Source organism: Actinosynnema sp. NPDC002837 (genome assembly GCF_040295345.1).
Classification (GTDB): domain Bacteria; phylum Actinomycetota; class Actinomycetes; order Mycobacteriales; family Pseudonocardiaceae; genus Actinosynnema.
On sequence record NZ_JBEOVG010000016.1, the window covers coordinates 63,909 to 85,211 of the forward strand.

At 70.3% G+C, this 21,303-nt stretch carries 26 protein-coding genes; 6 read left to right on the top strand and 20 right to left on the bottom strand.

Annotated elements, in window-relative coordinates:
- Positions 1 to 45 precede the first annotated feature (45 nt).
- The gene (gene eccB, locus ABTZ99_RS14700; protein WP_498786889.1) at positions 46 to 1,686 is read right to left on the bottom strand and encodes a type VII secretion protein EccB; all 1,641 of its coding nucleotides are present in this window, start codon (positions 1,684 to 1,686) and stop codon (positions 46 to 48) included.
- Between the two features lie 130 nt (positions 1,687 to 1,816).
- Here eccB and eccE point away from each other — a divergent pair, with 130 nt between their 5' ends.
- The 4 genes from eccE to ABTZ99_RS14720 all read left to right on the top strand — a co-directional run bounded on the left by eccE (position 1,817) and on the right by ABTZ99_RS14720 (position 6,431).
- Positions 1,817 to 3,154, top strand: coding sequence for a type VII secretion protein EccE (gene eccE, locus ABTZ99_RS14705; RefSeq protein ID WP_498786888.1), 1,338 nt, complete (start codon positions 1,817 to 1,819; stop codon positions 3,152 to 3,154).
- 65 nt (positions 3,155 to 3,219) lie between these two features.
- The gene (locus tag ABTZ99_RS14710; protein ID WP_238598838.1) at positions 3,220 to 3,873 is read left to right on the top strand and encodes a hypothetical protein; all 654 of its coding nucleotides are present in this window, start codon (positions 3,220 to 3,222) and stop codon (positions 3,871 to 3,873) included.
- A 247-nt stretch (positions 3,874 to 4,120) separates the two neighbouring features.
- Entirely contained in the window at positions 4,121 to 5,683 is a 1,563-nt protein-coding gene (locus ABTZ99_RS14715) for a S8 family peptidase (RefSeq protein ID WP_498786887.1), read from the top strand.
- 187 nt (positions 5,684 to 5,870) lie between these two features.
- A complete protein-coding gene (locus ABTZ99_RS14720) occupies positions 5,871 to 6,431 on the top strand; it encodes a Uma2 family endonuclease (RefSeq protein WP_499611610.1) in 561 nt (186 codons plus the stop codon).
- Between the two features lie 3 nt (positions 6,432 to 6,434).
- Here the strand turns inward: ABTZ99_RS14720 and ABTZ99_RS14725 are convergent, their stop codons facing one another.
- Entirely contained in the window at positions 6,435 to 7,502 is a 1,068-nt protein-coding gene (locus ABTZ99_RS14725; protein WP_499611613.1) for a glycosyltransferase family 4 protein, read from the bottom strand.
- Between the two features lie 49 nt (positions 7,503 to 7,551).
- Between ABTZ99_RS14725 and ABTZ99_RS14730 the strand changes: the two genes are divergently transcribed.
- Together ABTZ99_RS14730 and ABTZ99_RS14735 are read left to right on the top strand one after the other, a co-directional pair.
- Positions 7,552 to 8,289: a PIG-L deacetylase family protein gene (locus tag ABTZ99_RS14730; RefSeq protein WP_499611615.1), complete on the top strand. Its 738-nt coding sequence runs from the start codon at positions 7,552 to 7,554 to the stop codon at positions 8,287 to 8,289.
- The gene (locus ABTZ99_RS14735) at positions 8,286 to 9,224 is read left to right on the top strand and encodes a lysylphosphatidylglycerol synthase domain-containing protein (protein ID WP_499611617.1); all 939 of its coding nucleotides are present in this window, start codon (positions 8,286 to 8,288) and stop codon (positions 9,222 to 9,224) included. Before ABTZ99_RS14730 ends, ABTZ99_RS14735 begins: the two co-directional genes overlap by 4 nt.
- Here the strand turns inward: ABTZ99_RS14735 and truA are convergent.
- The 18 genes from truA to rplR form a co-directional block, all read right to left on the bottom strand.
- The gene (truA, locus tag ABTZ99_RS14740) at positions 9,190 to 10,005 is read right to left on the bottom strand and encodes a tRNA pseudouridine(38-40) synthase TruA (protein WP_498776575.1); all 816 of its coding nucleotides are present in this window, start codon (positions 10,003 to 10,005) and stop codon (positions 9,190 to 9,192) included. The genes ABTZ99_RS14735 and truA overlap by 35 nt on opposite strands.
- 59 nt (positions 10,006 to 10,064) lie before the next feature.
- Positions 10,065 to 10,649 carry a 50S ribosomal protein L17 gene (rplQ, locus tag ABTZ99_RS14745; RefSeq protein ID WP_498776573.1) on the bottom strand — a complete coding sequence of 195 codons (585 nt, stop codon included), beginning with the start codon at positions 10,647 to 10,649 and terminating at the stop codon, positions 10,065 to 10,067.
- Between the two features lie 58 nt (positions 10,650 to 10,707).
- Complete coding sequence (locus ABTZ99_RS14750) at positions 10,708 to 11,760, bottom strand: DNA-directed RNA polymerase subunit alpha (RefSeq protein WP_123745287.1); 1,053 nt, start codon at positions 11,758 to 11,760, stop codon at positions 10,708 to 10,710.
- 142 nt (positions 11,761 to 11,902) lie between these two features.
- Positions 11,903 to 12,508: a 30S ribosomal protein S4 gene (gene rpsD / locus ABTZ99_RS14755; protein ID WP_053718426.1), complete on the bottom strand. Its 606-nt coding sequence runs from the start codon at positions 12,506 to 12,508 to the stop codon at positions 11,903 to 11,905.
- Between the two features lie 23 nt (positions 12,509 to 12,531).
- Entirely contained in the window at positions 12,532 to 12,939 is a 408-nt protein-coding gene (gene rpsK / locus ABTZ99_RS14760) for a 30S ribosomal protein S11 (RefSeq protein WP_033436732.1), read from the bottom strand.
- Positions 12,940 to 12,982: 43 nt separating this feature from the next.
- Positions 12,983 to 13,363, bottom strand: a complete 381-nt coding sequence (gene rpsM / locus ABTZ99_RS14765) for a 30S ribosomal protein S13 (RefSeq protein WP_230566497.1) — start codon at positions 13,361 to 13,363, stop codon at positions 12,983 to 12,985.
- Positions 13,364 to 13,585: 222 nt separating this feature from the next.
- Positions 13,586 to 13,699 (bottom strand): 50S ribosomal protein L36, encoded by a 114-nt coding sequence (gene rpmJ / locus ABTZ99_RS14770; RefSeq protein WP_010148647.1) that lies wholly within the window; start codon positions 13,697 to 13,699, stop codon positions 13,586 to 13,588.
- A 53-nt stretch (positions 13,700 to 13,752) separates the two neighbouring features.
- On the bottom strand, positions 13,753 to 13,974 hold the full coding sequence (gene infA / locus ABTZ99_RS14775; protein ID WP_005166804.1) for a translation initiation factor IF-1: 222 nt from the start codon (positions 13,972 to 13,974) through the stop codon (positions 13,753 to 13,755).
- Between the two features lie 160 nt (positions 13,975 to 14,134).
- Entirely contained in the window at positions 14,135 to 14,542 is a 408-nt protein-coding gene (locus ABTZ99_RS14780) for a DUF1707 SHOCT-like domain-containing protein (RefSeq protein ID WP_499611624.1), read from the bottom strand.
- A gap of 41 nt (positions 14,543 to 14,583) precedes the next feature.
- Positions 14,584 to 15,045, bottom strand: coding sequence for a DUF1707 SHOCT-like domain-containing protein (locus tag ABTZ99_RS14785; protein WP_498776567.1), 462 nt, complete (start codon positions 15,043 to 15,045; stop codon positions 14,584 to 14,586).
- A gap of 870 nt (positions 15,046 to 15,915) precedes the next feature.
- Positions 15,916 to 16,689: a type I methionyl aminopeptidase gene (map, locus tag ABTZ99_RS14790; RefSeq protein ID WP_498776565.1), complete on the bottom strand. Its 774-nt coding sequence runs from the start codon at positions 16,687 to 16,689 to the stop codon at positions 15,916 to 15,918.
- A gap of 50 nt (positions 16,690 to 16,739) precedes the next feature.
- Complete coding sequence (locus ABTZ99_RS14795) at positions 16,740 to 17,291, bottom strand: adenylate kinase (protein ID WP_498776563.1); 552 nt, start codon at positions 17,289 to 17,291, stop codon at positions 16,740 to 16,742.
- On the bottom strand, positions 17,291 to 18,601 hold the full coding sequence (gene secY / locus ABTZ99_RS14800) for a preprotein translocase subunit SecY (RefSeq protein ID WP_498776561.1): 1,311 nt from the start codon (positions 18,599 to 18,601) through the stop codon (positions 17,291 to 17,293). Before secY ends, ABTZ99_RS14795 begins: the two co-directional genes overlap by 1 nt.
- 253 nt (positions 18,602 to 18,854) lie before the next feature.
- On the bottom strand, positions 18,855 to 19,451 hold the full coding sequence (locus tag ABTZ99_RS14805; RefSeq protein WP_499611628.1) for a LysE family translocator: 597 nt from the start codon (positions 19,449 to 19,451) through the stop codon (positions 18,855 to 18,857).
- A 185-nt stretch (positions 19,452 to 19,636) separates the two neighbouring features.
- Positions 19,637 to 20,080, bottom strand: a complete 444-nt coding sequence (gene rplO, locus ABTZ99_RS14810; protein ID WP_037329521.1) for a 50S ribosomal protein L15 — start codon at positions 20,078 to 20,080, stop codon at positions 19,637 to 19,639.
- Positions 20,077 to 20,262, bottom strand: a complete 186-nt coding sequence (rpmD, locus tag ABTZ99_RS14815; RefSeq protein ID WP_033428588.1) for a 50S ribosomal protein L30 — start codon at positions 20,260 to 20,262, stop codon at positions 20,077 to 20,079. The genes rplO and rpmD overlap by 4 nt, the downstream gene beginning before the upstream one ends.
- Before the next feature lie 2 nt (positions 20,263 to 20,264).
- Positions 20,265 to 20,870, bottom strand: a complete 606-nt coding sequence (rpsE, locus tag ABTZ99_RS14820) for a 30S ribosomal protein S5 (RefSeq protein ID WP_037329520.1) — start codon at positions 20,868 to 20,870, stop codon at positions 20,265 to 20,267.
- A gap of 34 nt (positions 20,871 to 20,904) precedes the next feature.
- Positions 20,905 to 21,303 carry a 50S ribosomal protein L18 gene (rplR, locus tag ABTZ99_RS14825; protein WP_498717896.1) on the bottom strand — a complete coding sequence of 133 codons (399 nt, stop codon included), beginning with the start codon at positions 21,301 to 21,303 and terminating at the stop codon, positions 20,905 to 20,907.

Genomic DNA, 21,303 nt, shown 5'->3' on the forward strand with positions numbered 1-21,303 from the left:
GAACCGGCCCACGCCGGTTCCCCCAAAGGGCTCAGCATTACGGGCTCAGCCGCCCTGCTTCTTGGCCTTCTCCTCGGGCAGCAGGCCGTTGTCCTTCGGCACCTGGATCGCGTCCCAGCTGCGCGAGGCGTCGTTGCGGTTGAGCTGCGGCCCGTTGGGCAGCAGCCGCAGGATCGACTCCGGACCGGGCGCGAACCCGTCCACGCCCAGGCCGAGCGCGCCGCTGGTGGTGACGTCCGGGATGCCGTACTTCACACCGCGGCCGGTGACCAGGTGGATCGGGCCGCTGTCGAAGTCCTGGGTCGACGTCGCGCTGCGCACCACGGCCGACTTGCCCGGCGCCATCACGAACTGGCTCACGACCTCGCGGGTCGCGCCGACCTGGTTGATCTCCACCGGCACCACGTTCGACGGGATCGGCAGCGACGGCGCGAAGGTCACCTTGGTGTGCTGGGACTTGTTGTCCGAGGTCACGTTCTGCGCCTGCCAGCCGAGGCAGATCACCCGGTTGTTCTGGTTCGGGTCCAGGACCTCGGGCACGTCCGGCGGGTAGTCGGCGAAGTCGAGCTGCTCGACGGTCGGCGCGCTGTTGGTCCGCGCGATGTCCACCAGCTTCGGCTCGGCGCCCTGCGCGTAGGCCGCGCGCAGCAGGTCGGCCGCGGCCCGGCTGATCTTCTGCAGGCCGTCCTTGAGCGCCACGTGGAACTCGGAGTCCGCGCCGGAGCGGCGGACCTCGATCACGGCGCCGATCTTCAGGTTCTCGCCCTGGACGTAGGTCACGTTCTGGCCGCGGCCCGGGATGTCGGGCGCCACCAGCGGCTTCGCCTCGGGGATCGCGTTGAGCAGGCCGGTGCTGATCGCGCGCGGCTTCTTCTGGCTCAGGTTCAGCGCGGTGCGGACCTCGGCGTTGGTGAGGTCGACCTTGGCGCGCACGGTGGACGTCGAGGTGATCTTGGAGTTCACCGGCGCCTTGTAGATCAGGTACGCCTGCTTGTCGTCGGTGCCCGCGCGCACCAGCAGGGCGCGGTTGTCGTCGAGCAGCTCGCCGCCGCCGCTGTACCCCGCGAGGACGGTGGTGGTGAACTTGCCCGGCGCCGACGGGTCGTTCAGCGACTCGTCCAACGTCAACGTGTCGCAGACCGACCAGTCCGACCCGATCCGGTCGGCGGGCTTGGGCAGCACGTCCGGCCCGTCGGGGATGCCGGTCAACCGGCCCTTGGGCAGCTTCGCCAGGGCCTTCTCGCTGACCAGCTTCGGTTCGCCGCCCGCGACCTGCGGCCCGGCGTTCACCTGACCCGCCGCCGCGTCACCGCCCGCGACCGCCGCCTGGCCCGTGTCCGGGTTGGACCGCTGCAGCAGCAACAGCCGCGCGGACGCGAGGTTCGTCATCGGGATCAGCGTCTTGTTCACGCCGACCGTGTGCACGACGTAGACCTGGCCCGTCTCCTTGGAGATGGCGATCTGCGTCTGGTCGTCGACCTGCGGGTCCGGCGAGAAGAAGCCGAAGATGAGGAAGCCGAGCAGTCCGATGACGCCGAGCAGGACGCCCACCGCGGTGGCACGCGAGTGCGTGCGCATCGGGTCGTGCAGCATCACCGCGTCCCTGCGCACTAGGGCGGACTGCATCCTGCGCAGCACGAAGCGGTAGGCCTGGACCTGTGACTTGGTGGTGGGTGTTGATGCCATTCTCGGCTCGCTGCTCTCCCAGTCGCGGTACGGTCTGCACGATAGCCGGACGGCGGGTGGTCCGTGTGCGGGTTGGTCAGACCCGGTCGGTCCCACCCGGCGCACGCCGACGGAAAGAGAACCAGAGCGGATGTCCGTGACCACCCCACATCCGGGCCAGCCCAACCCCGCCATGGCGCGCGCGCAGGCAGCGGGCGGCGCCGTGCGCGCCGCACTGCTCCGGGCGCGCCGCCGCACGGCGGGCGCGAGCCTGGGCTCCCTGCCGGTCGCCAACCTGGTTGTGCTCGAGGTCGGCGTCGCCGTCGGCCTGATCCTGCTGGCCGTCGGCGCCACCGGCGACGAGGTCGCGCCCGTGCCGATGTACGTCGCGGGCGGCATCGTGCTGATCGCGTTGATCATCGCGTTCACCAGGTCGCGGGGTCGCTGGCTGACCCAGTGGATCGGCCTGGTCGTGCGCTACAGCTTCCGCTCGCACGGCCGCACGGCCAAGCGCACCGGCCCGGTGGAGATGAAGCCGCCGTCGGAGGAGGAGTCCTCGGTCATCGGCCCGGACGACCCGCGGGTGGCGTTGCTGCGCCTCGCGGTGCCGGACCTGGTGGTGGCCCGGGGTGTCGACCACGAGCGCCGTCCGCTCGGCATGGCCTGGCACCAGGGCGCGTGGACCGCCGTGCTGCTGGTCGACCCGGCGCCGGGGCTGATCACCGCGGTGGGCAGCGCGCCGTCGTTGCCGCTGGGCGCGCTCGCGCCGACGTTGGAGGACCGCGGTGTGGTGCTCGACGCGATCTCGGTGATCTGGCACTGCTACCCGGGCAGCGCGGCGCTGCCGACGAACTCGCCCGCGCTCAACTCGTACATGGAGGTGCTCGGCCCGCTGCCCGCGGCGGCCCGGCGGACCACGTGGATCGCGGTGCGGCTCGACCCGCGGCGGTGCGCGGCGGCGATCCGGGAACGCGGCGGCGGCGTCGTCGGCGCGCACCGGGCGTTGATCGGCGCGCTGTCCCGCGTGCGCAACGCGTTGGAGTCGACGGGTGTGTCGATCCGGCCACTGGACCCCGACGAGCTGATCCGGGCGGGCATCTCGGCGGCCGAGCTGACCTCGGTGGCCGGGTCGAACAACTCGGTGTCGTTGCGGGAGAAGTGGTCCGGTGTGACGGCGGGTGGCGTCGGCCACGCCAGCTACGCGATCACCGGCTGGCCGTCCAAGGGCATGCGCAACAACCTGAACGCGCTGACCGGCGTGCGGGCCCTGTCCTCGACGCTGTCCATGACGATCTCGCCGAGCAGCGAGCAGGGCCAGGTCGGCCTGCGCGGCATGGTGCGGGTGAGCGCGCGGACGCCGACCGAGCTGAACCGCGCCGACGACCGGCTCAAGGCGCTGGCCGACAAGCTCGACATCACGCTGACCCCGTTGAACGGCCTGCAGGTCGCCGGGCTGGCCGCGACGCTGCCGCTCGGAGGTGTGGCGTGAGCAACTCCCGCTTGCTGGACTCGCAGAGCAAGGGCGTGGCGCCGGAGTTCCTGGTGTCGCCGCAGATGCTGGACGTGGTGAGCCCGTCGGGCGACCGCGGCGGCATGGTGCTCGGCTCCGGGTTGCAGGGCGAGCCGCTGACGATCTCGGTGCTGCGGTCCGCGCCGACGCGCATGGTCGTGGTCGGCGGGCTGTACCTGGCGCGGCAGATCGCGTTGCGGGCGATGGCGACCGGCGCGTGGATCACCATCGCGACGGGCCGCCCGGCGGCCTGGCAGCCGGTGGTGCGCGCGGCGGGCGCGGGCGCGGACGGCCGTCCCTCGCCGCTGGTGCAGCTGCGCAGGCTGAGCCCGGTGGAGCTGCCGCGCCCGTCGGAGGACAGCCCGCTGCTCGTCGTGCACGACGGCGGCCACGTGCCGCAGGAGTTGTTCCCGCCGCGCTCGCCGTGGCAGACCACGATGTACGTCCTGCCGTATTTGCACCCCCAGGCGGCGACCACCGCGAATTCCGCGGACCTCGTGCTGCTGCAACGGCTGCCGGTCGGGCAGGCCCAGTTGGCGTCCCAGATCTGGCGGCTGCCGCCGCAGATGGCGCACCAGCTCACCACGCTCAAGGACGACCAGGTGATCGCGCTCGGCACCAACCTCTGGCGGCCGTTGCGGCTGGTCACCACCCCCGGTGAGCAGCAGATCCTCGGTGCGGTCCGGCGCGGCGACTGACCCTCGCGCCACCTCGCGTGCCCCTGGGCGATTGCCCGGGGGCATGTTTTCTGTCCGGGGTCCAGTCACCCACCGCAACGATTCGTTCACAGCACGAATAAAACTGTGTACGAGCCGTTCGTCGGTTATTCCGGGCAAATTCTTGCGCCCCACCCGCAAGGCGAACTAGGAACGACTCACCGTGTCCGTTCGGTCTCGGGGGCGACGCCGACCGGACACCCACCCTGCGAAGAGGAGACCCCCTGCCATGGGAGACGTTCGCGCGTCCTGGACGAAACGGTTGGCCGGTGTCGGGCTGGCCACGGGCACGGCGTTCGCGGTCACGGCCGCACTGACCACCTTCACCTCCGCCGCCGCGGAGGGCGAGATCATCGGGCTCGCCGCGCCCAACGCGGTCAAGGACAGCTACATCGTCGTGCTGAAGGACGCGAGCACGAGCAGCGTCGCCACGTTGAGCGACAAGTACCGGGCGAACGTCAAGCACACGTACACGAACGCGCTGCGCGGCTTCTCGGCCACCATGACCGAGCTGCAGGCCCGCAGGCTGGCCGCCGACCCGTCGGTGTCCTACGTGCAGCAGGACGGCGAGGTGAAGATCTCCGCCACGCAGGCGCCGACCCCGTCGTGGGGCCTGGACCGGATCGACCAGGCCGCGCTGCCGCTGGACAACTCCTACACCTACCCGAACGAGGGTGAGGGCGTCACCGCCTACATCATCGACACGGGCATCCGGTTCTCGCACAGCGACTTCGGCGGCCGCGCCGTGTCCGGTCGCGACACCGTCGACAACGACGCCGACGCCACCGACTGCAACGGCCACGGCACGCACGTCGCGGGCACCGTCGGCGGCACGAAGTACGGCGTGGCGAAGAAGGCCAAGCTGGTCGGCGTCCGGGTGCTGAACTGCGCGGGCTCCGGCACGTACGCGGGCGTCATCGCGGGCATCGACTGGGTGACGGCGAACGCGGTCAAGCCGGCGGTCGCGAACATGTCGCTCGGCGGCGGCGCGGACGCCACGGTCGACCAGGCCGTGCGCAACTCCATCGCGTCGGGCGTGACCTACGGCCTCGCGGCGGGCAACGAGAACGGCGCGAACGCGTGCAACGTGACGCCGGCGCGCACCCTGGAGGGCATCACGGTCGGCTCCACGACCAACACCGACGCCCGGTCGTCGTTCTCCAACATCGGCACCTGCCTGGACATCTTCGCGCCGGGCTCGTCCATCACGTCGGCTTGGTACACCAACGACACCGCCACCAACACCATCAGCGGCACGTCCATGGCGACGCCGCACGTGGTCGGCGCGGCGGCCGTCTACCTGGCCGCGAACCCGACCGCCACGCCGGCGCAGGTGCGCGACGCCCTGGTCAACGGCGCGACGAACGGCGTGGTCGGCAACGCGGGCACCGGCTCGCCGAACAAGCTGCTGCGCCTGGTCGGCTCGACCACCCCGCCGCCCGGCGGCTGCGCGGCCAAGACCAACGCGACCGACGTGGCCGTGCCGGACCTGGGCACCGCGTCCAGCCCGATCTCGGTGACGGACTGCGCGGGCAAGGCCGGCACGTCGGCCACCGTCGAGGTGCACATCAAGCACACCTACCGGGGTGACGTCGTGGTCGACCTGATCACGCCGAGCGGCGCGGTCAAGCAGCTGAAGGTGCAGTCCGGTTCGGACAGCGCGGACAACGTCGACGCCACGTACACGGTGAACCTGTCGGCGGAGAACGCCAACGGCACCTGGCAGCTGCGCGTGCGTGACGCGTACAGCCAGGACACCGGCTACATCGACAGCTGGACCCTCGACCTGTAAGCGGTCACCCGGTCCAGTCGCACCACAGCGGCCCCTCACCACTTCCGCCGGTGAGGGGCCGCTTCGCGTTTCACCTGATCAGGGACGGTGTCGCCCCAGTGGGACTGTGCCAGGGTCATGATCGAGTCGATCGTGGAGGTTGGAAGCCATGTCCGCAGCGCTGAAGGAAGAAGTCCTGCCGAACCCGATGATCGGCCCGCACACCATCGAGGAATGGCTCGACCTGCCCTCCCCGGAGGACGGGTCGAGCGTCGAGCTGATCTTTGGACACTTCCACGTGAATCCCCCACCTTCCGGTGAACACCAGGTCGCCACCTACCGGCTGATCCGGCCGTTCGAGGATTCGATCTCCGCTGCCGGCCGAACCGATCTCTACGCGGTGGTGGGGGTAGGAGTGAAGATCTCCTCCACCCTGCGCACCGGACTCATCCCCGACGTGGTGATCATGGACAGGATCCCGGCGGGCGCGTCGTTCCCCGCCGAGGCACTGGTGCTCGCGGTCGAGGTCTGGTCTCCGGGCAACACCCGGAACGAACGCGAGGTGAAGATGATCGCCTACGCCGCCGCGGGCGTGCCGTTCCTCTGGACCATCAGCCGCAAGGGGAACGACCTCGGACTGGAGCTGACCGCACACCGGCTGCACGGCGACCGCTATCTGGCGGAGAACACCGTGAAGTCCGCCGGACCGACGACCGTCACCGCCGCGCCGGTCCCGGTCACGCTCGACCTGGCAGACCTCGTCTTCTGACCCTCACACCCGCGCCGCGCACGACCGCAACGCCTCCAGCACCCGCGGCCACGTGCAGTGGGTCGGCTCCGTGGTCCGGTTGTGCGCCGCGATCCTCAACCGCTCCTCCCGGTCGTTCACCAGGCGCGTGATCCCCGCCGCCAGGTCGTGCGTCAGCACCCCCTCCACCCCGTCGCGCACGAAGTCCGCCACCCCCGTCCCCGGCCGCGCCACCACCGGCACCCCCGCGGTCCGCGCCTCCAGCGCCGCCAGCCCGAACGCCTCCTGCGACGCCGGGTTCACGAACACGTCCGCACCGGCCAGCAGGTGCGCCACCCCCTGCCGGTCGAGCCGCCCCGGCAGGCTCACCCACCCCATCCCGTGCCGCTCGACGTACCGCCGCAGGACGGCCATCTCCGGCCCCGCGCCGGCCAGCGTCGCCCGCAGCGGCACGTCGGCCGAGACCGCCCGCAACGCCCGCAGCAACGCCATCGGCTCCTTCCGCGCCGCGAGCCGACCCACCGACACCACGTGCACCGCGTCGTCCCGCCGCTGCCGCGGTATCCCCCGCCACGCCGACGGCACGATCCCGTTCGGCACCACCCCCACCGGCAGCCCCGGCACGACCGCGCGCACCCGCCCCGCCGCCGCACGGCTCACCGCCGCCACCGCCACCGGCGCGGCACTCCACGACGCCAGCCGGTCCAGCGCCCGGTAGCACCACTGCACCACCGGGTCCCACATGCTGTGCACCACGACCACCGTCGGCAGTCCCAGTCGCGCCGCCGACCGCACCCCCGACCACGCGAACGGCGAGATCGCGCCGACGTGCACGTGCACCAGCGACGGCGACAGCGAGGCGATCACCCGGTCCAGGTGCGACCCCGCCCGCGGGTGCACGGGCACGTCCCACGGCAGCCGCACCGCGATCCGGCGCACCGAGTACCGCTCACCCGGCGACGCGTTCCTGGTCGCCGTCACCACGTGCACGTCCTCACCGGAGCGGGCCTGCTCCGCGGCCAGTCCGGCGACTTGGACCTCGATCCCGCCCAGGCGCGGCAGGAAGCAGTCGGTCACGTGGATGATGGACAAGTGCGCTCCCGTCAAGCCGCCGAACGGACCAACTGACACTCTTGCACCCGTGAGCCGAACGTGCGTCTTCTTCCACGCCCACCCCGACGACGAAGCCCTGCTGACCGGCGGCACGATGGCGCGCCTCGCGCAGGAGGGGCACCGCGTCGTGCTGGTCGTCGCCACCGCCGGTGAACGGGGCCTGAGCGCGCACCGGTCCGACCTCGGCGCCGTCCGCACCCGGGAGGCGCACGCGTCGGCCCGCGCGCTCGGCTGCGCGCGCGTGGAGTTCCTCGGCTACCCGGACTCCGGCCTGGACGGGCGGCACGGGTTCGCCCGCGCCGACGTGGGCGAGGCCGCCGAGCGGCTGGCCGAGCTGCTGCACGAGGAACACGCCGACCTGCTCACCGCGTACGACCCGCACGGCGGCTACGGGCACCCCGACCACGTCCAGGTGCACCGGGTCGGCACGCTGGCCGCCGAGCTCGCCGGCACGCCCCGCGTCTGGGAGGCGACGGTCGACCGCACGTGGCTGCTGCGCGGCCTCCGGCTCGCCCGGCTGGTCCGCGGGTTCGACCTGACGCCGTTCGAGCAGGCCTACACCGCCCGCACCGAGATCACCCACTCGGTGGACGTCCGGCGGTACGCGCACGTGAAGCGGGCCGCCATGGCCGCGCACGCCACGCAGAGGACCGGCGGCGACTCGACCCGCGCCCTCGCCGCGCTGCTGAAACTGCCGCCGCCGCTGTTCAAGGTGGTCCTCGGCACCGAGTGGTACGTCGAGCGCAAACGGTTGCGGGCACGGTGAACCGCTGGTCGCGCACCGCCGCGTCGCTGGCGTCGCTCGGCCTGGCGGCGTGGCTGGTGGTCGCGCTCGTGCCCGCCGTGGGCGGCGTGGCGTGGTCGGCGGTCGGCGCGCAGCTGCGCGCCGTCGGACCCGGCACCGCGCTCTGGCTGACGACGTTGTGGCTGGCCGGCCTCTGGGCCTACACCTACGTCCTCACCGGCTCCCTGCCCGGCCTGCGCAACACCCAGGCGTTCAGCCTCAACGCGGCGGGCAGCGCGATCAGCAACGTGCTGCCGTTCGGCGGGGCGGCCGGGCTGGCGGTGACGGCGGTGATGGCGTCGAGCTGGGGCCACTGCGCGCGGGCGATCACCGCGTCGGCGCTCGTCAGCGGACTGTGGAACGCGGTGTCCCGGGCCGCCCTGCCGCTCCTCGCGCTGGCCGTGCAGGGCGCGATCGTCTTCGGTGACGGCGTGCTGATCGCGGCGGTGGCGGCGGCCGGAGGGCTGGTGGCGGCCGTGGTCGTGCTGCTGCGGCTGCGGTGGCTCTGCCGGCTCCTCGGCGGCCGGGCCGCCCGGTTCCTGCTGCGGCTGCGCCGGCAGACCGGCCAGGTCGTCCGCAACGGCTGGCGGCGGATGACCCTGGGCATGCTCGCCTACCTGCTGCTCCAAGGCGTCCTGCTGTGGTGGTGCCTGGCCGCCGCGGGCGTCCACCTCGCACTCGGGCCGGCGGTGGCGGCGTTCGCGGTGAGCAGGCTGCTCACGCTGGCCGTGGTCACGCCCGGTGGTGTCGGCGTCACCGAGAACGGCACCATCGCGCTGCTGGTCGGCCTGGGCACGCCCGCCGCGCCGGCCGTCGCGGGCGTGCTGCTGTTCGCGTTCTTCACGTACCTGGCGGAGATACCGCTGGGCGGCGCCGCCTGGCTCAGCTGGTCGGCGCGCCGGGCTCGGGCGCGGTGACCGCGGAGCGCACGTTGCGGGTGACGGCGGCCCGCGCGGCGAGCTCGTCGTCGGCCGGGTAGTCGACCCGGACCAGCGACAGCCCGTGCGGCGGCGCGACCGTGACCTCGCTCGACCGCGCGGTCAGCGACAGCAGCGACGCGGGCCAGCCCACCGGCTTGCGGCCCTCGCCGACGGCCAGCAGCGCGCCGACCAGGCTGCGCACCATCGAGTGGCAGAACGCGTCCGCGGACACGTGCGCGGTCAGCACGGCGCCCTCCCGCACCCACTCCAGGCGTTGCAGCTCGCGGATCGTCGTCGCGCCCTCACGGCGCTTGCAGAACGCGCAGAAGTCCCGTTCGCCCAGCAGCAGCCGCGAGGCGGCGTTCAGCGCGTCCAGGTCAAGCGGGCGCGGCCAGGCCAGCGTGTCCAGCCGCCGCAACGGGTGCGCCCCGAAGGGTGCGTCGGTGACCCGGTACTCGTAGTGCCGGCGCAACGCGGCGAACCGCGCGTCGAACTCGGCGGGCACCACCCGTGCGGAGAACACCCGGACGTCCGCGGGCAGGGCGCGGGCCAGGCGCTTCGGCAGGCCCGCGACGTCCACCGCGGCCGGCAGGTCGACGTGCGCCACCTGCCCCGAGGCGTGCACGCCCGCGTCCGTGCGGCCGGCCACGGTCAGCTGCACGTCCTCGCGCAGCACCGTCGACATGGTGTCCTCCAGCACGCCGCACACCGTGCGGCGGTCGGGCTGGCGCGCCCACCCGGAGAACTCCGTGCCGTCGTAGGCCAGGTCCAGTCGCACACGAACGAGCCCGTCGTCCCCAGCGGGAACGACGGGCTCGTCGGTGAAGTGCGCGTCCGTCAGGACTCGTCCTTCTTATCCTCGGCCTTGTCGTCGGCCTTCGCCTCGGCGGAAGCGTCGTCGGCGCCCTCGGCGGGCTCCTCGGCGGCGTCCTTCGTGGCGGACTCGGGCGCCTCGGCGTCCTGGTCCTGCACGTCCTCGACCTCGGTCTCGACGGCCGCGGCCTTGGGGGCCTCGTCCTTCGCGAACTTGGTCTTGCGGGCGCGCTCCGCCTCGGAGGTGACGGTCTTCTCCGCGACCAGTTCGATGACGGCCATGGGCGCGTTGTCGCCCTTGCGCGGCATCGTCTTGGTGATGCGGGTGTAGCCACCGGGGCGGTCGGCGAACTGCGGGCCGATCTCGGCGAACAGCTTGTGCACGATGTCCTTGTCGCGGATCACCTTGAGGATCTCGCGACGGTTGTGCAGGTCACCGACCTTCGCCTTGCTGATCAGCTTCTCGGCGTACGGGCGCAGCCGCTTCGCCTTGGCCTCGGTGGTCGTGATCCGACCGTGGGTGAACAGGGACGTGGCCAGGTTGGCCAGCATCAGCCGCTCGTGGGCCGGCGAGCCCCCGAGACGGGGTCCCTTGGTGGGGGTGGGCATCGAATTGCTCCTCGGATTTCTTTCTGATCCTCTGCTCCGGCCCGGCCGCTAAGCGACCTCAGAGCTGCTCGGTCTCCGCGTAGTCCTGGCCGTCGTCGTGGGTGTCCACGGCGGTGTCCGTGCCCCAGCCTTCGGCGGGGTAGTCGGACGCGGCGGCCGACGGGTCGAACCCGGGGGGGCTGTCCTTCAGCGCCAGGCCGAGACCGACGAGCTTCATCTTGACCTCGTCGATCGACTTGGCGCCGAAGTTGCGGATGTCCAGCAGGTCCGCCTCGCTGCGCGAGACGAGCTCGCCCACGGTGTGGATGCCCTCGCGCTTGAGGCAGTTGTAGGACCGGACGGTGAGGTCCAGGTCCTCGATCGGCATCGCGAACGCCGCGATGGTGTCCGCCTCGGCGGGCGAGGGGCCGATCTCGATGCCCTCGGCGTCGACGTTCAGCTCGCGAGCGAGGCCGAACAGCTCGACCAGCGTCTTACCGGCCGACGCGACGGCGTCGCGCGGCGTGATGGACGGCTTGGTCTCGACGTCGAGGATCAGCTTGTCGAAGTCGGTCCGCTGCTCGACACGGGTGGCCTCGACCTTGTAGGTCACCTTCATGACGGGCGAGTAGATCGAGTCGACCGGAATGCGGCCGATCTCGGCGCCGGCCTGCTTGTTCTGCACGGCGGGGACGTAGCCGCGACCGCGCTCGACCACGAGCTCGATCTCCAGCTTGCCCTTGCCGTTCAGGGTGGCGATGTGCAGGTCGGGGTTGTGCACGGTGACACCGGCCGGAGGCACGATGTCGCCCGCGGTCACCGCGCCCGGCCCCTGCTTGCGCAGGTACATGGTCACCGGCTCGTCCTCCTCGGAGCTGACGACCAGCTCCTTGAGGTTGAGGATGATGTCGGTGACGTCTTCCTTCACACCGGGGACGGTCGTGAACTCGTGCAGCACACCGTCGATGCGGATGCTGGTCACGGCCGCGCCGGGGATGGACGACAGCAGGGTGCGGCGAATCGAGTTGCCGAGGGTGTAGCCGAAGCCCGGCTCCAGCGGCTCGATGACGAACCGGGAGCGGGTCTCGTTGACCGCTTCCTCGCTGAGCGAGGGACGCTGGGAAATCAGCACTGGGTTCTTCCCTTCTAACCCCGACGCCCGCTATTTGACGTCGTGGAAGCCGGTCGCGGAGACCGGCAAACGCATGCGGCACACCATTCCGTGCCGCCGCGGGACCCGACTGGAGGGGCCGCGGACGGCCCCTCCAGGAGGATCACTTCGAGTAGAGCTCGACGATGAGCTGCTCGGTGACGGGCGTGTCGATCTGCGCCCGCTCCGGCAGCTGGTGGACCAGGATGCGCAGGTTGGACTGCACGACCTGGAGCCACGCCGGGATCGGCCGGTCGCCGAAGGAAGCGCGCGCAGCCTCGAAGGGCAGCGTGGGCAGCGACTTCGGCTTCACGTCGATGATGTCGAACTTCGACACCCGGAAGCTCGGGATGTTGACCTTCTGGCCGTTCACGATGAAGTGACCGTGGCTGACCAGCTGGCGGGCCTGACGACGGGTGCGCGCGAGACCCGCGCGGTACACCACGTTGTCGAGCCGGGACTCCAGGATCTGCAGCAGGTTCTCACCGGTCTTGCCGGGGCGGCGAACCGCTTCCTCGTAGTAGCGCCGGAACTGCTTCTCCAGGACGCCGTACGTGTAGCGGGCCTTCTGCTTCTCCTGCAACTGCAGCAGGTACTCGGACTCCTTGATCCGACCGCGGCCGTGCTGGCCGGGCGGGTAAGGACGACGCTCGAACGCCTGGTCCCCGCCGACGAGGTCGACCTTGAGACGGCGCGAGATGCGAGTGGCCGGTCCGGTATAGCGAGCCATGTTGTCTTACTCCTCCCCGTGCCTCAGACCCGGCGCCGCTTGGGCGGGCGGCAGCCGTTGTGGGGCTGCGGGGTCACGTCCTGGATGGTGCCGACCTCGAGGCCGGCGGCCTGCAGCGAACGGATCGCGGTCTCCCGGCCGGAGCCGGGGCCCTTCACGAACACGTCCACCTTGCGCATGCCGTGCTCGGCGGCCTTGCGGGCGGCGTTCTCGGCGGCCATCTGCGCGGCGAACGGCGTCGACTTGCGCGAGCCCTTGAAGCCCACGTGGCCGGCGGACGCCCAGCTGATCACGTTGCCCATCGGGTCCGTGATGGACACGATGGTGTTGTTGAACGTGCTCTTGATGTGCGCCTGGCCGTGCGAGACGTTCTTCTTTTCCTTGCGCCGGACCTTCTTGACCCCGGCGCCCGTGCGGGACTTGGGTGGCATGTCTGGGTGAACTCCTACTTGTCAGAGCTGAAGACGCGAGGTCTTACTTCTTTCCGGCCTTCTTCTTGCCGGCGACGGTCTTCTTCGGACCCTTACGAGTGCGCGCGTTCGTCTTGGTGCGCTGCCCGCGGACGGGCAGGTTGCGACGGTGGCGCAGCCCCTCGTAGCAGCCGATTTCCATCTTCCGGCGGATGTCGGCCTGAACCTCGCGGCGGAGGTCACCCTCGACCTTGAAGTGGTTCTCGATGTAGTCCCGCAGCTTCGCCAGGTCGTCGTCACCGAGGTCCTTCACCCGGATGTCCGGGGAGATCTCGGTGGCGGTCAGCAGCTCCTTCGAGCGCGTCCGACCGATGCCGAAGATGTAGGTGAGCGCGATCTCCAACCGCTTTTCGCGGGGGAGGTCGACGCCAGCGAGTCGTGCCATACGGCGCTTGCTCCTAACAGTGGTGTCGCTCCAGGTCTGCTCCTCGCCCGATCCCGGGACTGACTCGCTGTGTCAGTTCCGGTCGCTCTCGCGACCGGTGTCCCGGCCCCGGCCTGGAGTCCGGGGGTGTGCCGCGCGTGGTGCTCGATGCGCGGCAGGTGCGAGGAGGCTTACTCGTGGTCGCGTCCGGTGAAGACTCGACTCGTGCTGGTCGTGCTCCGCTCAGCCCTGGCGCTGCTTGTGGCGCAGGTTCTCGCAGATCACCATGACCCGGCCGTGGCGGCGGATCACCTTGCACTTGTCGCAGATCTTCTTGACGCTCGGCTGGACCTTCACGCCTGAGCTTCTCCTGCGTCAGCCGACGCGCCCGTGCTGGGGCGCGCCGGAGGTCACTTGTAGCGGTAGACGATGCGCCCGCGGGACAGGTCGTAGGGCGAGAGCTCCACGACAACCCGGTCCTCAGGGAGGATGCGGATGTAGTGCTGACGCATCTTGCCGCTGATGTGTGCCAGGACCTTGTGACCGTTCTCCAACTCGACGCGGAACATCGCGTTGGGGAGCGGCTCGACTACGCGGCCCTCGACCTCAATGGCCCCGTCCTTCTTGCCCATGTCCTCCGCGTTTCGTGACGGTGGGTGTTACTTCTGGAGTGCGGGCACGCGGCACCCCGACTCCTCCAGGCCCTTGCGAACCCTGGCCACCTCCGGGGGAGAATCCCCGGGCATGGCGGAACCGGCGCGACGTGTGCGCCACCTGTCCATAGTACGCGGGTCAGCTCGAACGCCCAAATCGGGCCAGGTGACCGGCCAGCAGGACCAGGCCCCACGGTCCGGCGACCCAGATCCACCAGGGGTGGAGGGCCTCGCCCAGGGAGAGGCTGATGATGCCCCAGATGAGGAAGTTGACGGCGCTCGCGACGAACCAGGCGCCTGTCATCACCTTAGCCGCCGTGCCCGATCGGCCGCGCACCGGCTGTGGCGCGTGGAGCGCGTCGCGCGGCAGGTCCGCCGTCAGCGCTCCGAGCTCGGCGTACGTGCGGGCCTGGTAGACGGCGCGGGTGCGCTCGTCGAACTCGGCCAGGGTCAGCCTGCCCTCGGCGTGGGCCCGGGACAGCTCCTCGGCGACCGTCGCGCGGTCTTGGTCCGCAGCCCGGGTGAATGACTCGAACGCCTCGTTCACGTCGCCGCCTCCCCTGGTCCGCCGACCCAATTGTAACAACGTTACCGTTGAGGGTCCGTGCTCCACCAGAGGACCCCGAGCACGGCTCCCGGCGGCACGGCCACCCAGAGGAACCACGGGTGCACGAAGCCCTCGCCGCCCAGGAGGCTGACGAGCAGCCAGAGGGCGAAGTTCAGCACGCTGACGCTCAGCCAGATCGTGCCGAGCACCTTCAACGCCTTGCGCCCACCTCCCGTTTTCACCGGTTTGGGTGTCGGCAGCAACGGGGTGGGCAGCACGCCGGGGGTGGGTGACTGGGTGGGCGCGTGCACCACGTTCGGCAGATCGACGGTGAGGGCTGCCAGCTCACCCCTGGTCTTGGCCTCCCAGGTGCGCACCACCCTGGCGTCGAACTCGGCGAGGTCGAGGCTGCCGTTGGCGTGCGCGCGGTGCAGCCACTGCTGGACCAGTTCGCGCTCGGCGTCGGAGGCCCGCATGTCCTCGGGCCGCACAGGCTGGGTCACCCGTCAATCGTGACGGGGAGTCCTTGGTCGGAACAGGGGGCTAGCCCCCGTTTGCCTGCCGCCGAACGGTAGATCCGCTGGGTGTGGTGCCCGTGCCTGGTGGGCAGTGCCTGGCGGGTGGTGCCGGGTGACGGACGGACCTCCGGGATCGGAGCCTCGAAGTCGCCGACCTTCAAAGATCAAAAGCGTCCTCGCCGGACGGGCAGATCAGCAGGATGACCCCTCGTTCAGCGATCCTGTTCCGGGTCCGTTGTTGGTCCGGGCTCCGTGTCATCCCACCGACCTCCCTCCGGGCTACCACACGTATCAAGGGGGCAGCCATCAGTGAACGACCAGGCAAAGGACGCACAGCCCCCTTGACACGCGCGGTAGGGCAAAGCCAGGTCGGCGGGATGACACGAACCCCTCGCTTGGGAAAGCGAAAACCGGCACCGAGCCCATAACGACGCGCGACCCACACGAGCCGCTCCGGGCCCGCTCCTCGCGGCCACTGACACGCCCTTCCTCCCCAAAGGAGGGCTTCGTGTCATCCCGCCGACCTGGCAGAGCCCTACCGCACGGGTCAAGGGGGCACATCCCCACCCAACAGGAACACTAGGCCGGAACCGCCCCCTTGACGCGTGTGGTAGCCCGGAGGGAGGTCGGTGGGATGACACGAAACCCGGACCCACAACGGACCCGGCGCAGAACCACCGAACGGGCCGTCATCCTGCTGATCTGCCCGTCCGGCGAGGACATGCTTTTAAGGCTTTGATCTTTCCGGAGCTCTTAAGCCCCGCCCCCTCGAACGCCAAACGCCGGTGACCCGAGTACGGGCCACCGGCGCAGGAAGGCGGTTCTTACAGAAATCAGTCAGCCAGCCGGCCGGAGTCAGTCGTCCAGGGCCGTCAGCACCCAGGGCCCGTCGTCGGTGATGGCCACCGAGTGCTCCCAGTGCGCGGCCCTCGAGCCGTCCGCCGTGATGACGGTCCAGCCGTCGTCCAGCTCGACCGTCCGCTCGGTCCCGAGCGTGAGCATCGGCTCGATGGCGATCGCCATGCCCACCTTGAGGCGCGGCCCCTTGCCGGGCTTGCCGTGGTTCGGCAGGAACGGGTCCATGTGCATCTTCGTGCCGATGCCGTGGCCGCCGTAGCCCTCCACGATGCCGTACTCGACCCCGTGCTCCTCGCCGGCCAGGATGGTGGCCGACTCGATCGCGAACGAGACGTCCCCGAGCCGCCCGCCGGCGACCGCGGCCTCGATGCCGGCCAGCATCGACGCCCGGGTCGCCTCGGACAGCTTCAGCTCCGCGTCCGTCACCTCGCCGACCGGCAGGGTGATCGCCGAGTCGCCGTGCCACCCGTCGAGGATGGCGCCGCAGTCGATCGAGATCAGGTCGCCTTCGGCGAGCACCTGGGTCCGGCTGGGGATGCCGTGGACGATCTGCTCGTTCACCGACGCGCAGATCGACGCGGGGAACCCGTGGTAGCCCTTGAACGACGGGATGGCGCCGGCGTCGCGGATGCTCTGCTCGGCCAGCTCGTCCAACTCGGCCGTGCTGACGCCGGCCTTCGCGTGCGACGCCAGCAGCGCCAACGTGCGCGCCACGACCAGCCCGGCAGCCCTCATGGCTTCGAGCTGGCCGCGGCTCTTGATCTCGATCATGCGGTCTCGACCAGGAACGACCCGACGCAGCGCATCGACAAGTCCACCGCTCACTTCAGGTCGCGCAACGCGCGGAGAGCGCGCTCGCTGATCTCGTCGACCTCACCGACGGCGTCGATGCTCACGACGATGTCGGCGTAGTAGTCGAGCAGCGGCGCGGTCTCCGTCCGGTACACCTGCTGGCGGTGCCGGATCACGTCTTCCTTGTCGTCCGTGCGACCCCGGGCGAGCAGGCGCTCGACCACGACGTCCTCGTCGATCCGGAACTCCAGCACCGCGTCGAGCTTCTCGCCCTCGGCCGCCAGCATCTCGCCCAGCACGCCCGCCTGGGCGGTGTTGCGCGGGAAGCCGTCGAGCAGGAAGCCGTCGGTGGCGTCCGGCTGCGAGAGCCGGACGCGCACCATCTCGTTGGTCACCTCGTCCGGCACCAACTCGCCCGCGTCCAGGTACTCCTGGACTTCCTTGCCCAGATCGGTCTGCTCGCTGATGTGGGCGCGGAACAGGTCCCCGGTGGAGATGTGCGGCACGCCGAGCTCGCGGCTGAGCGTTTTGGCCTGGGTGCCCTTGCCCGCACCGGGCGGGCCGACGAGAACGAGTCGCACTAGCGGAGGAACCCTTCGTAGTTGCGCTGCATGAGCTGGCTCTCGATCTGCTTCACGGTGTCGAGACCGACACCGACCATGATCAGCACCGCCGTGCCGCCGAACGGGAAGTTCTGGTTCTGGCCCTGACCGGTCAGGTCGAGGAACAGGTTCGGCAGGATGGCGACGATGCCCAGGTAGAGCGAGCCCGGCAGCGTGATCCGCCCCAACACGAAGCGGAGGTACTCGGCGGTGGGACGGCCCGGCCGGATGCCCGGGATGAACCCACCGAACTTCTTCATCTCGTCCGCGCGCTCGTCCGGGTTGAACGTGATGCCGACGTAGAAGTACGTGAAGAAGACGATCAGCAGGAAGTACAGCGCGATGTGCACCGGGCTGGACTGGCTCACCAGGTGCGTCGCGACGAAGCTCTCCCACCAGTTCGGCGCCGAGCCGTCGGTGGAGGCGGTCAGGCGCGAGATCAGGTCGGGCAGGTACAGCAGCGACGAGGCGAAGATGACCGGGATGACACCGGCCTGGTTCACCTTCAGCGGCAGGTAGGTCGACGTGCCGCCGTACATCCGCCGGCCGATCATCCGCTTCGCGTACTGGACCGGGATGCGGCGCTGCGCCTGCTCCACGTAGATGACGCTCGCGATGATCAGCAGGGCCGCGACGCAGACCAGGAAGAACGTCAGGCCGCCGCGGTCGAGGATGATCTTGCCCTCGATCGGGATGCGCGCCGCGATGCCGGTGAAGATCAGCAGCGACATGCCGTTGCCGATCCCCTTCTCGGTGATGATCTCGCCGAGCCACATGATCACGCTGGTGCCCGCGGTCATCACGACCACGAGGACGACCAGGTTGAAGATGCTGTCGTCGGGGATGACCGGCACTTCGCAGTTCTGGAACAGCTGCCCGCGCACGGCCAGCGCGATGATGCCCGTGGACTGCAGGACGGCGAGCGCGATGGTCAGGTAGCGGGTGTACTGGGTCAGCTTGCCCTGACCCGCCTGCCCTTCCTTCTTCAGCTGCTCGAACCGCGGAATCACCACGGTGAGCAGCTGGACGATGATGCTCGCCGTGATGTAGGGCATGATGCCGAGCGCGAAGATCGACAAGTTCAGCAGCGCGCCACCGCTGAACAGGTTGATCAGGGAGTAGATCCCCTGCTGGTCGACCGACTCGACACACTGTTTGACGTTCTTGAAGGAGACGCCCGGCGCGGGCATGGTGGCGCCCAACCGGTACACCACGACGATCCCCAGTGTGAAGAGGATCTTCTTGCGTAGGTCCGGCGTCGCGAGAGCCGAGCGGAATGCGCCGAGCACGCGAACCTCCATCAGCGTTGCCGCCCCACTGGGGTCGGCATCCTGCGGTGCCGGCTGTGTTGCCGGCACAGTCTTGCGGACATGCCGTCGACCATCGCCGACGGTGGCGGAAGCGACGGATAGCCGCGACCGACCCGGAGGGCATCCGGGTTCAGCCCGCGACTTTAACAGCCGCTTGGCCGATCGCCGTAGTCAGTCTTCCCTCACACTTCGTACCCGATCGACTACGGTCGCCGGCAAGCCCCCGAATGGATCAAGTTCGGCTGGTCGCCAGCACCCCGGCCATGCCGAGCAGGACGGCCGCCGTGCCCTTGTCCAGCCGGGCCTTGGCACGCCTGGTCAGCCCCGCCTTGCGGATACCCGCGCCCAGCGCCACGTACGCCGTGCCCGCCAGCGCCTCCGCGGCCAGGTAGACCGCGCCGAGGGTCGCGAGCTGCACCGGGATGGGGCCCCGCGCGGGGTCGACGAACTGGGGCACGAACGCGGTGAAGATCAGCAGCGCCTTGGGGTTGCTGATCGCCACCAGGAACTCCTTGCGCAGCGGAGCGCCGTTCCCGACCTGCCTCTCCCTGGTCTTCTTGGTCGTCAGGATGCGCACGGCCAGGTAGACGAGGTAGGCGACGCCGACCCACTTGATCACGGTGAGCGCGGTGTGGCTGGCGGCCAGGACGGGCCCGAGCCCCGCGACGACCGCGCCGACCATCAGGGAGAAGGCCGCAAGACGGCCCAGGAGCGCCACCACGGCCCGCAACGGCCCGTGGTGGACCCCGTGGTGCATGCCCAGGAGGTTGTTGGCGCCCGGGGTCAGTGCGACCAGCACCGAGGCGCCGAAGAAGACGGCGAGCCACATGGGTGCACGCTAACCCCGCCGCCAACCGGTTTTACGCCCTGCGCGAACACCGTCTCATCAGCGCCGCGAGCGCGCTTCCCGCGCGGCGGGACGCACCGCCCGACCGCCGGCAACCGTCAAGAACCCGGGTACGCGAACGGCCCCGGAGCGGGAGGCTCCGGGGCCGTTCGGCAGTGCTTCGCGCGTCAGAGCACGGTGGTGGTGCCACCGGCGGCGGCGATCTTCTCGACCGCGCTGCCGGAGAACTTGTTCGCCACGACGTCGACCTTCACGCCGTCCAGGTCACCGTTGCCGAGGACCTTCACGAGCTCGTTCTTGCGCACCAGGCCCGCGTTGATGAGGGCGTCCACGTCCACCCGGCCACCGTTCGGGAACAGGCGGGCGATGTCGCCCACGTTCACGACCTGGTACTCCGTGCGGAACGGGTTGCGGAAGCCCTTCAGCTTCGGCAGGCGCATGTGCAGCGGCATCTGGCCACCCTCGAAGCGCGGCGAGACGTTCTTCCGCGCTCCGGTGCCCTTCGTGCCGCGACCGGCCGTCTTGCCCTTGGAGCCCTCACCGCGACCGACACGGGTCTTCGCGGTCTTGGCGCCGGGGGCCGGACGCAGGTCATGGATCTTGATGGTCACGACTGGACCTCCTCGACGACCACCAGGTGGCGAACGGCGTGGATCAAACCGCGCACCTGCGGCGTGTCCTCGCGGACCACCGACTGGCGGATCTTGCGCAACCCCAGGGTCCGGAGGGACTCACGGTGGTTGTGCTTGGTACCGATGCTGCTCTTGACCTGGGTCACCTTGAGCTGCGCCATGGTCACACCGCCCCTGCACGGGCACGGAGCATGCCGGCGGGAGCCACATCCTCGAGCGGCAGACCGCGACGGGCGGCCACCTCCTCGGGACGCTGGAGGCCCTTCAGGGCCGCCACCGTGGCGTGCACGATGTTGATCGCGTTGTCGGAGCCCAGCGACTTGCTCAGCACGTCGTGGACACCGGCGCACTCCAGCACCGCGCGGACCGCGCCACCGGCGATGACACCGGTACCGGCCGAGGCCGGACGGAGCAGCACGACACCGGCCGCCTTCTCGCCCTGGATCGGGTGAGGGATCGTGCCCGCGATGCGGGGGACGCGGAAGAAGTTCTTCTTCGCCTCCTCCACACCCTTGGCGATCGCCGCCGGGACTTCCTTGGCCTTGCCGTAGCCGACACCGACCATGCCGTCGCCGTCGCCGACCACGACCAGCGCGGTGAAGCTGAAGCGACGACCACCCTTCACGACCTTGGAGACGCGGTTGATCGCAACCACGCGCTCCAGGTGCGGGGTCTTCTCCTGGGCCGCTCCGCCGCGGCCACCGTCACGGCGGTCGCGGCGCTCTCCGCGCTCGCCCCCGCCGCCTTCGCGACGCGTGCGTCCTGGCATCAGGCGTCCCTCTCAATTCGGTTCATGTGCATTGTCAGAACTCCAGCCCAGCCTCGCGAGCGGCATCGGCCAGAGCGGCGATCCGACCGTGGTAGGCGTTGCCGCCGCGGTCGAAGACCACCTTGCTGATCCCGGCGTCCTTGGCACGGGCGGCGGCCAGCTGGCCGACCTTCGCCGCACGGGCCTTCTTGTCGCCGTCGATCGACCGGACGTCCGCCTCGACGGAGGACGCCGCCGCGATCGTGTGGCCGGCGAGGTCGTCGATGATCTGCACGGTGATGTGCTTCGACGAGCGGTGCACGACCAGGCGCGGGCGCTCCGCCGTGCCGCTGACCTTCTTGCGGAGGCGGAAGTGACGGCGCGTCTTGGCGATGCGGCGAGTGGTCGAGATGTCCTTGCCCACCGGCTTGCGCTTCGTTGCAGTCTCGCTCAT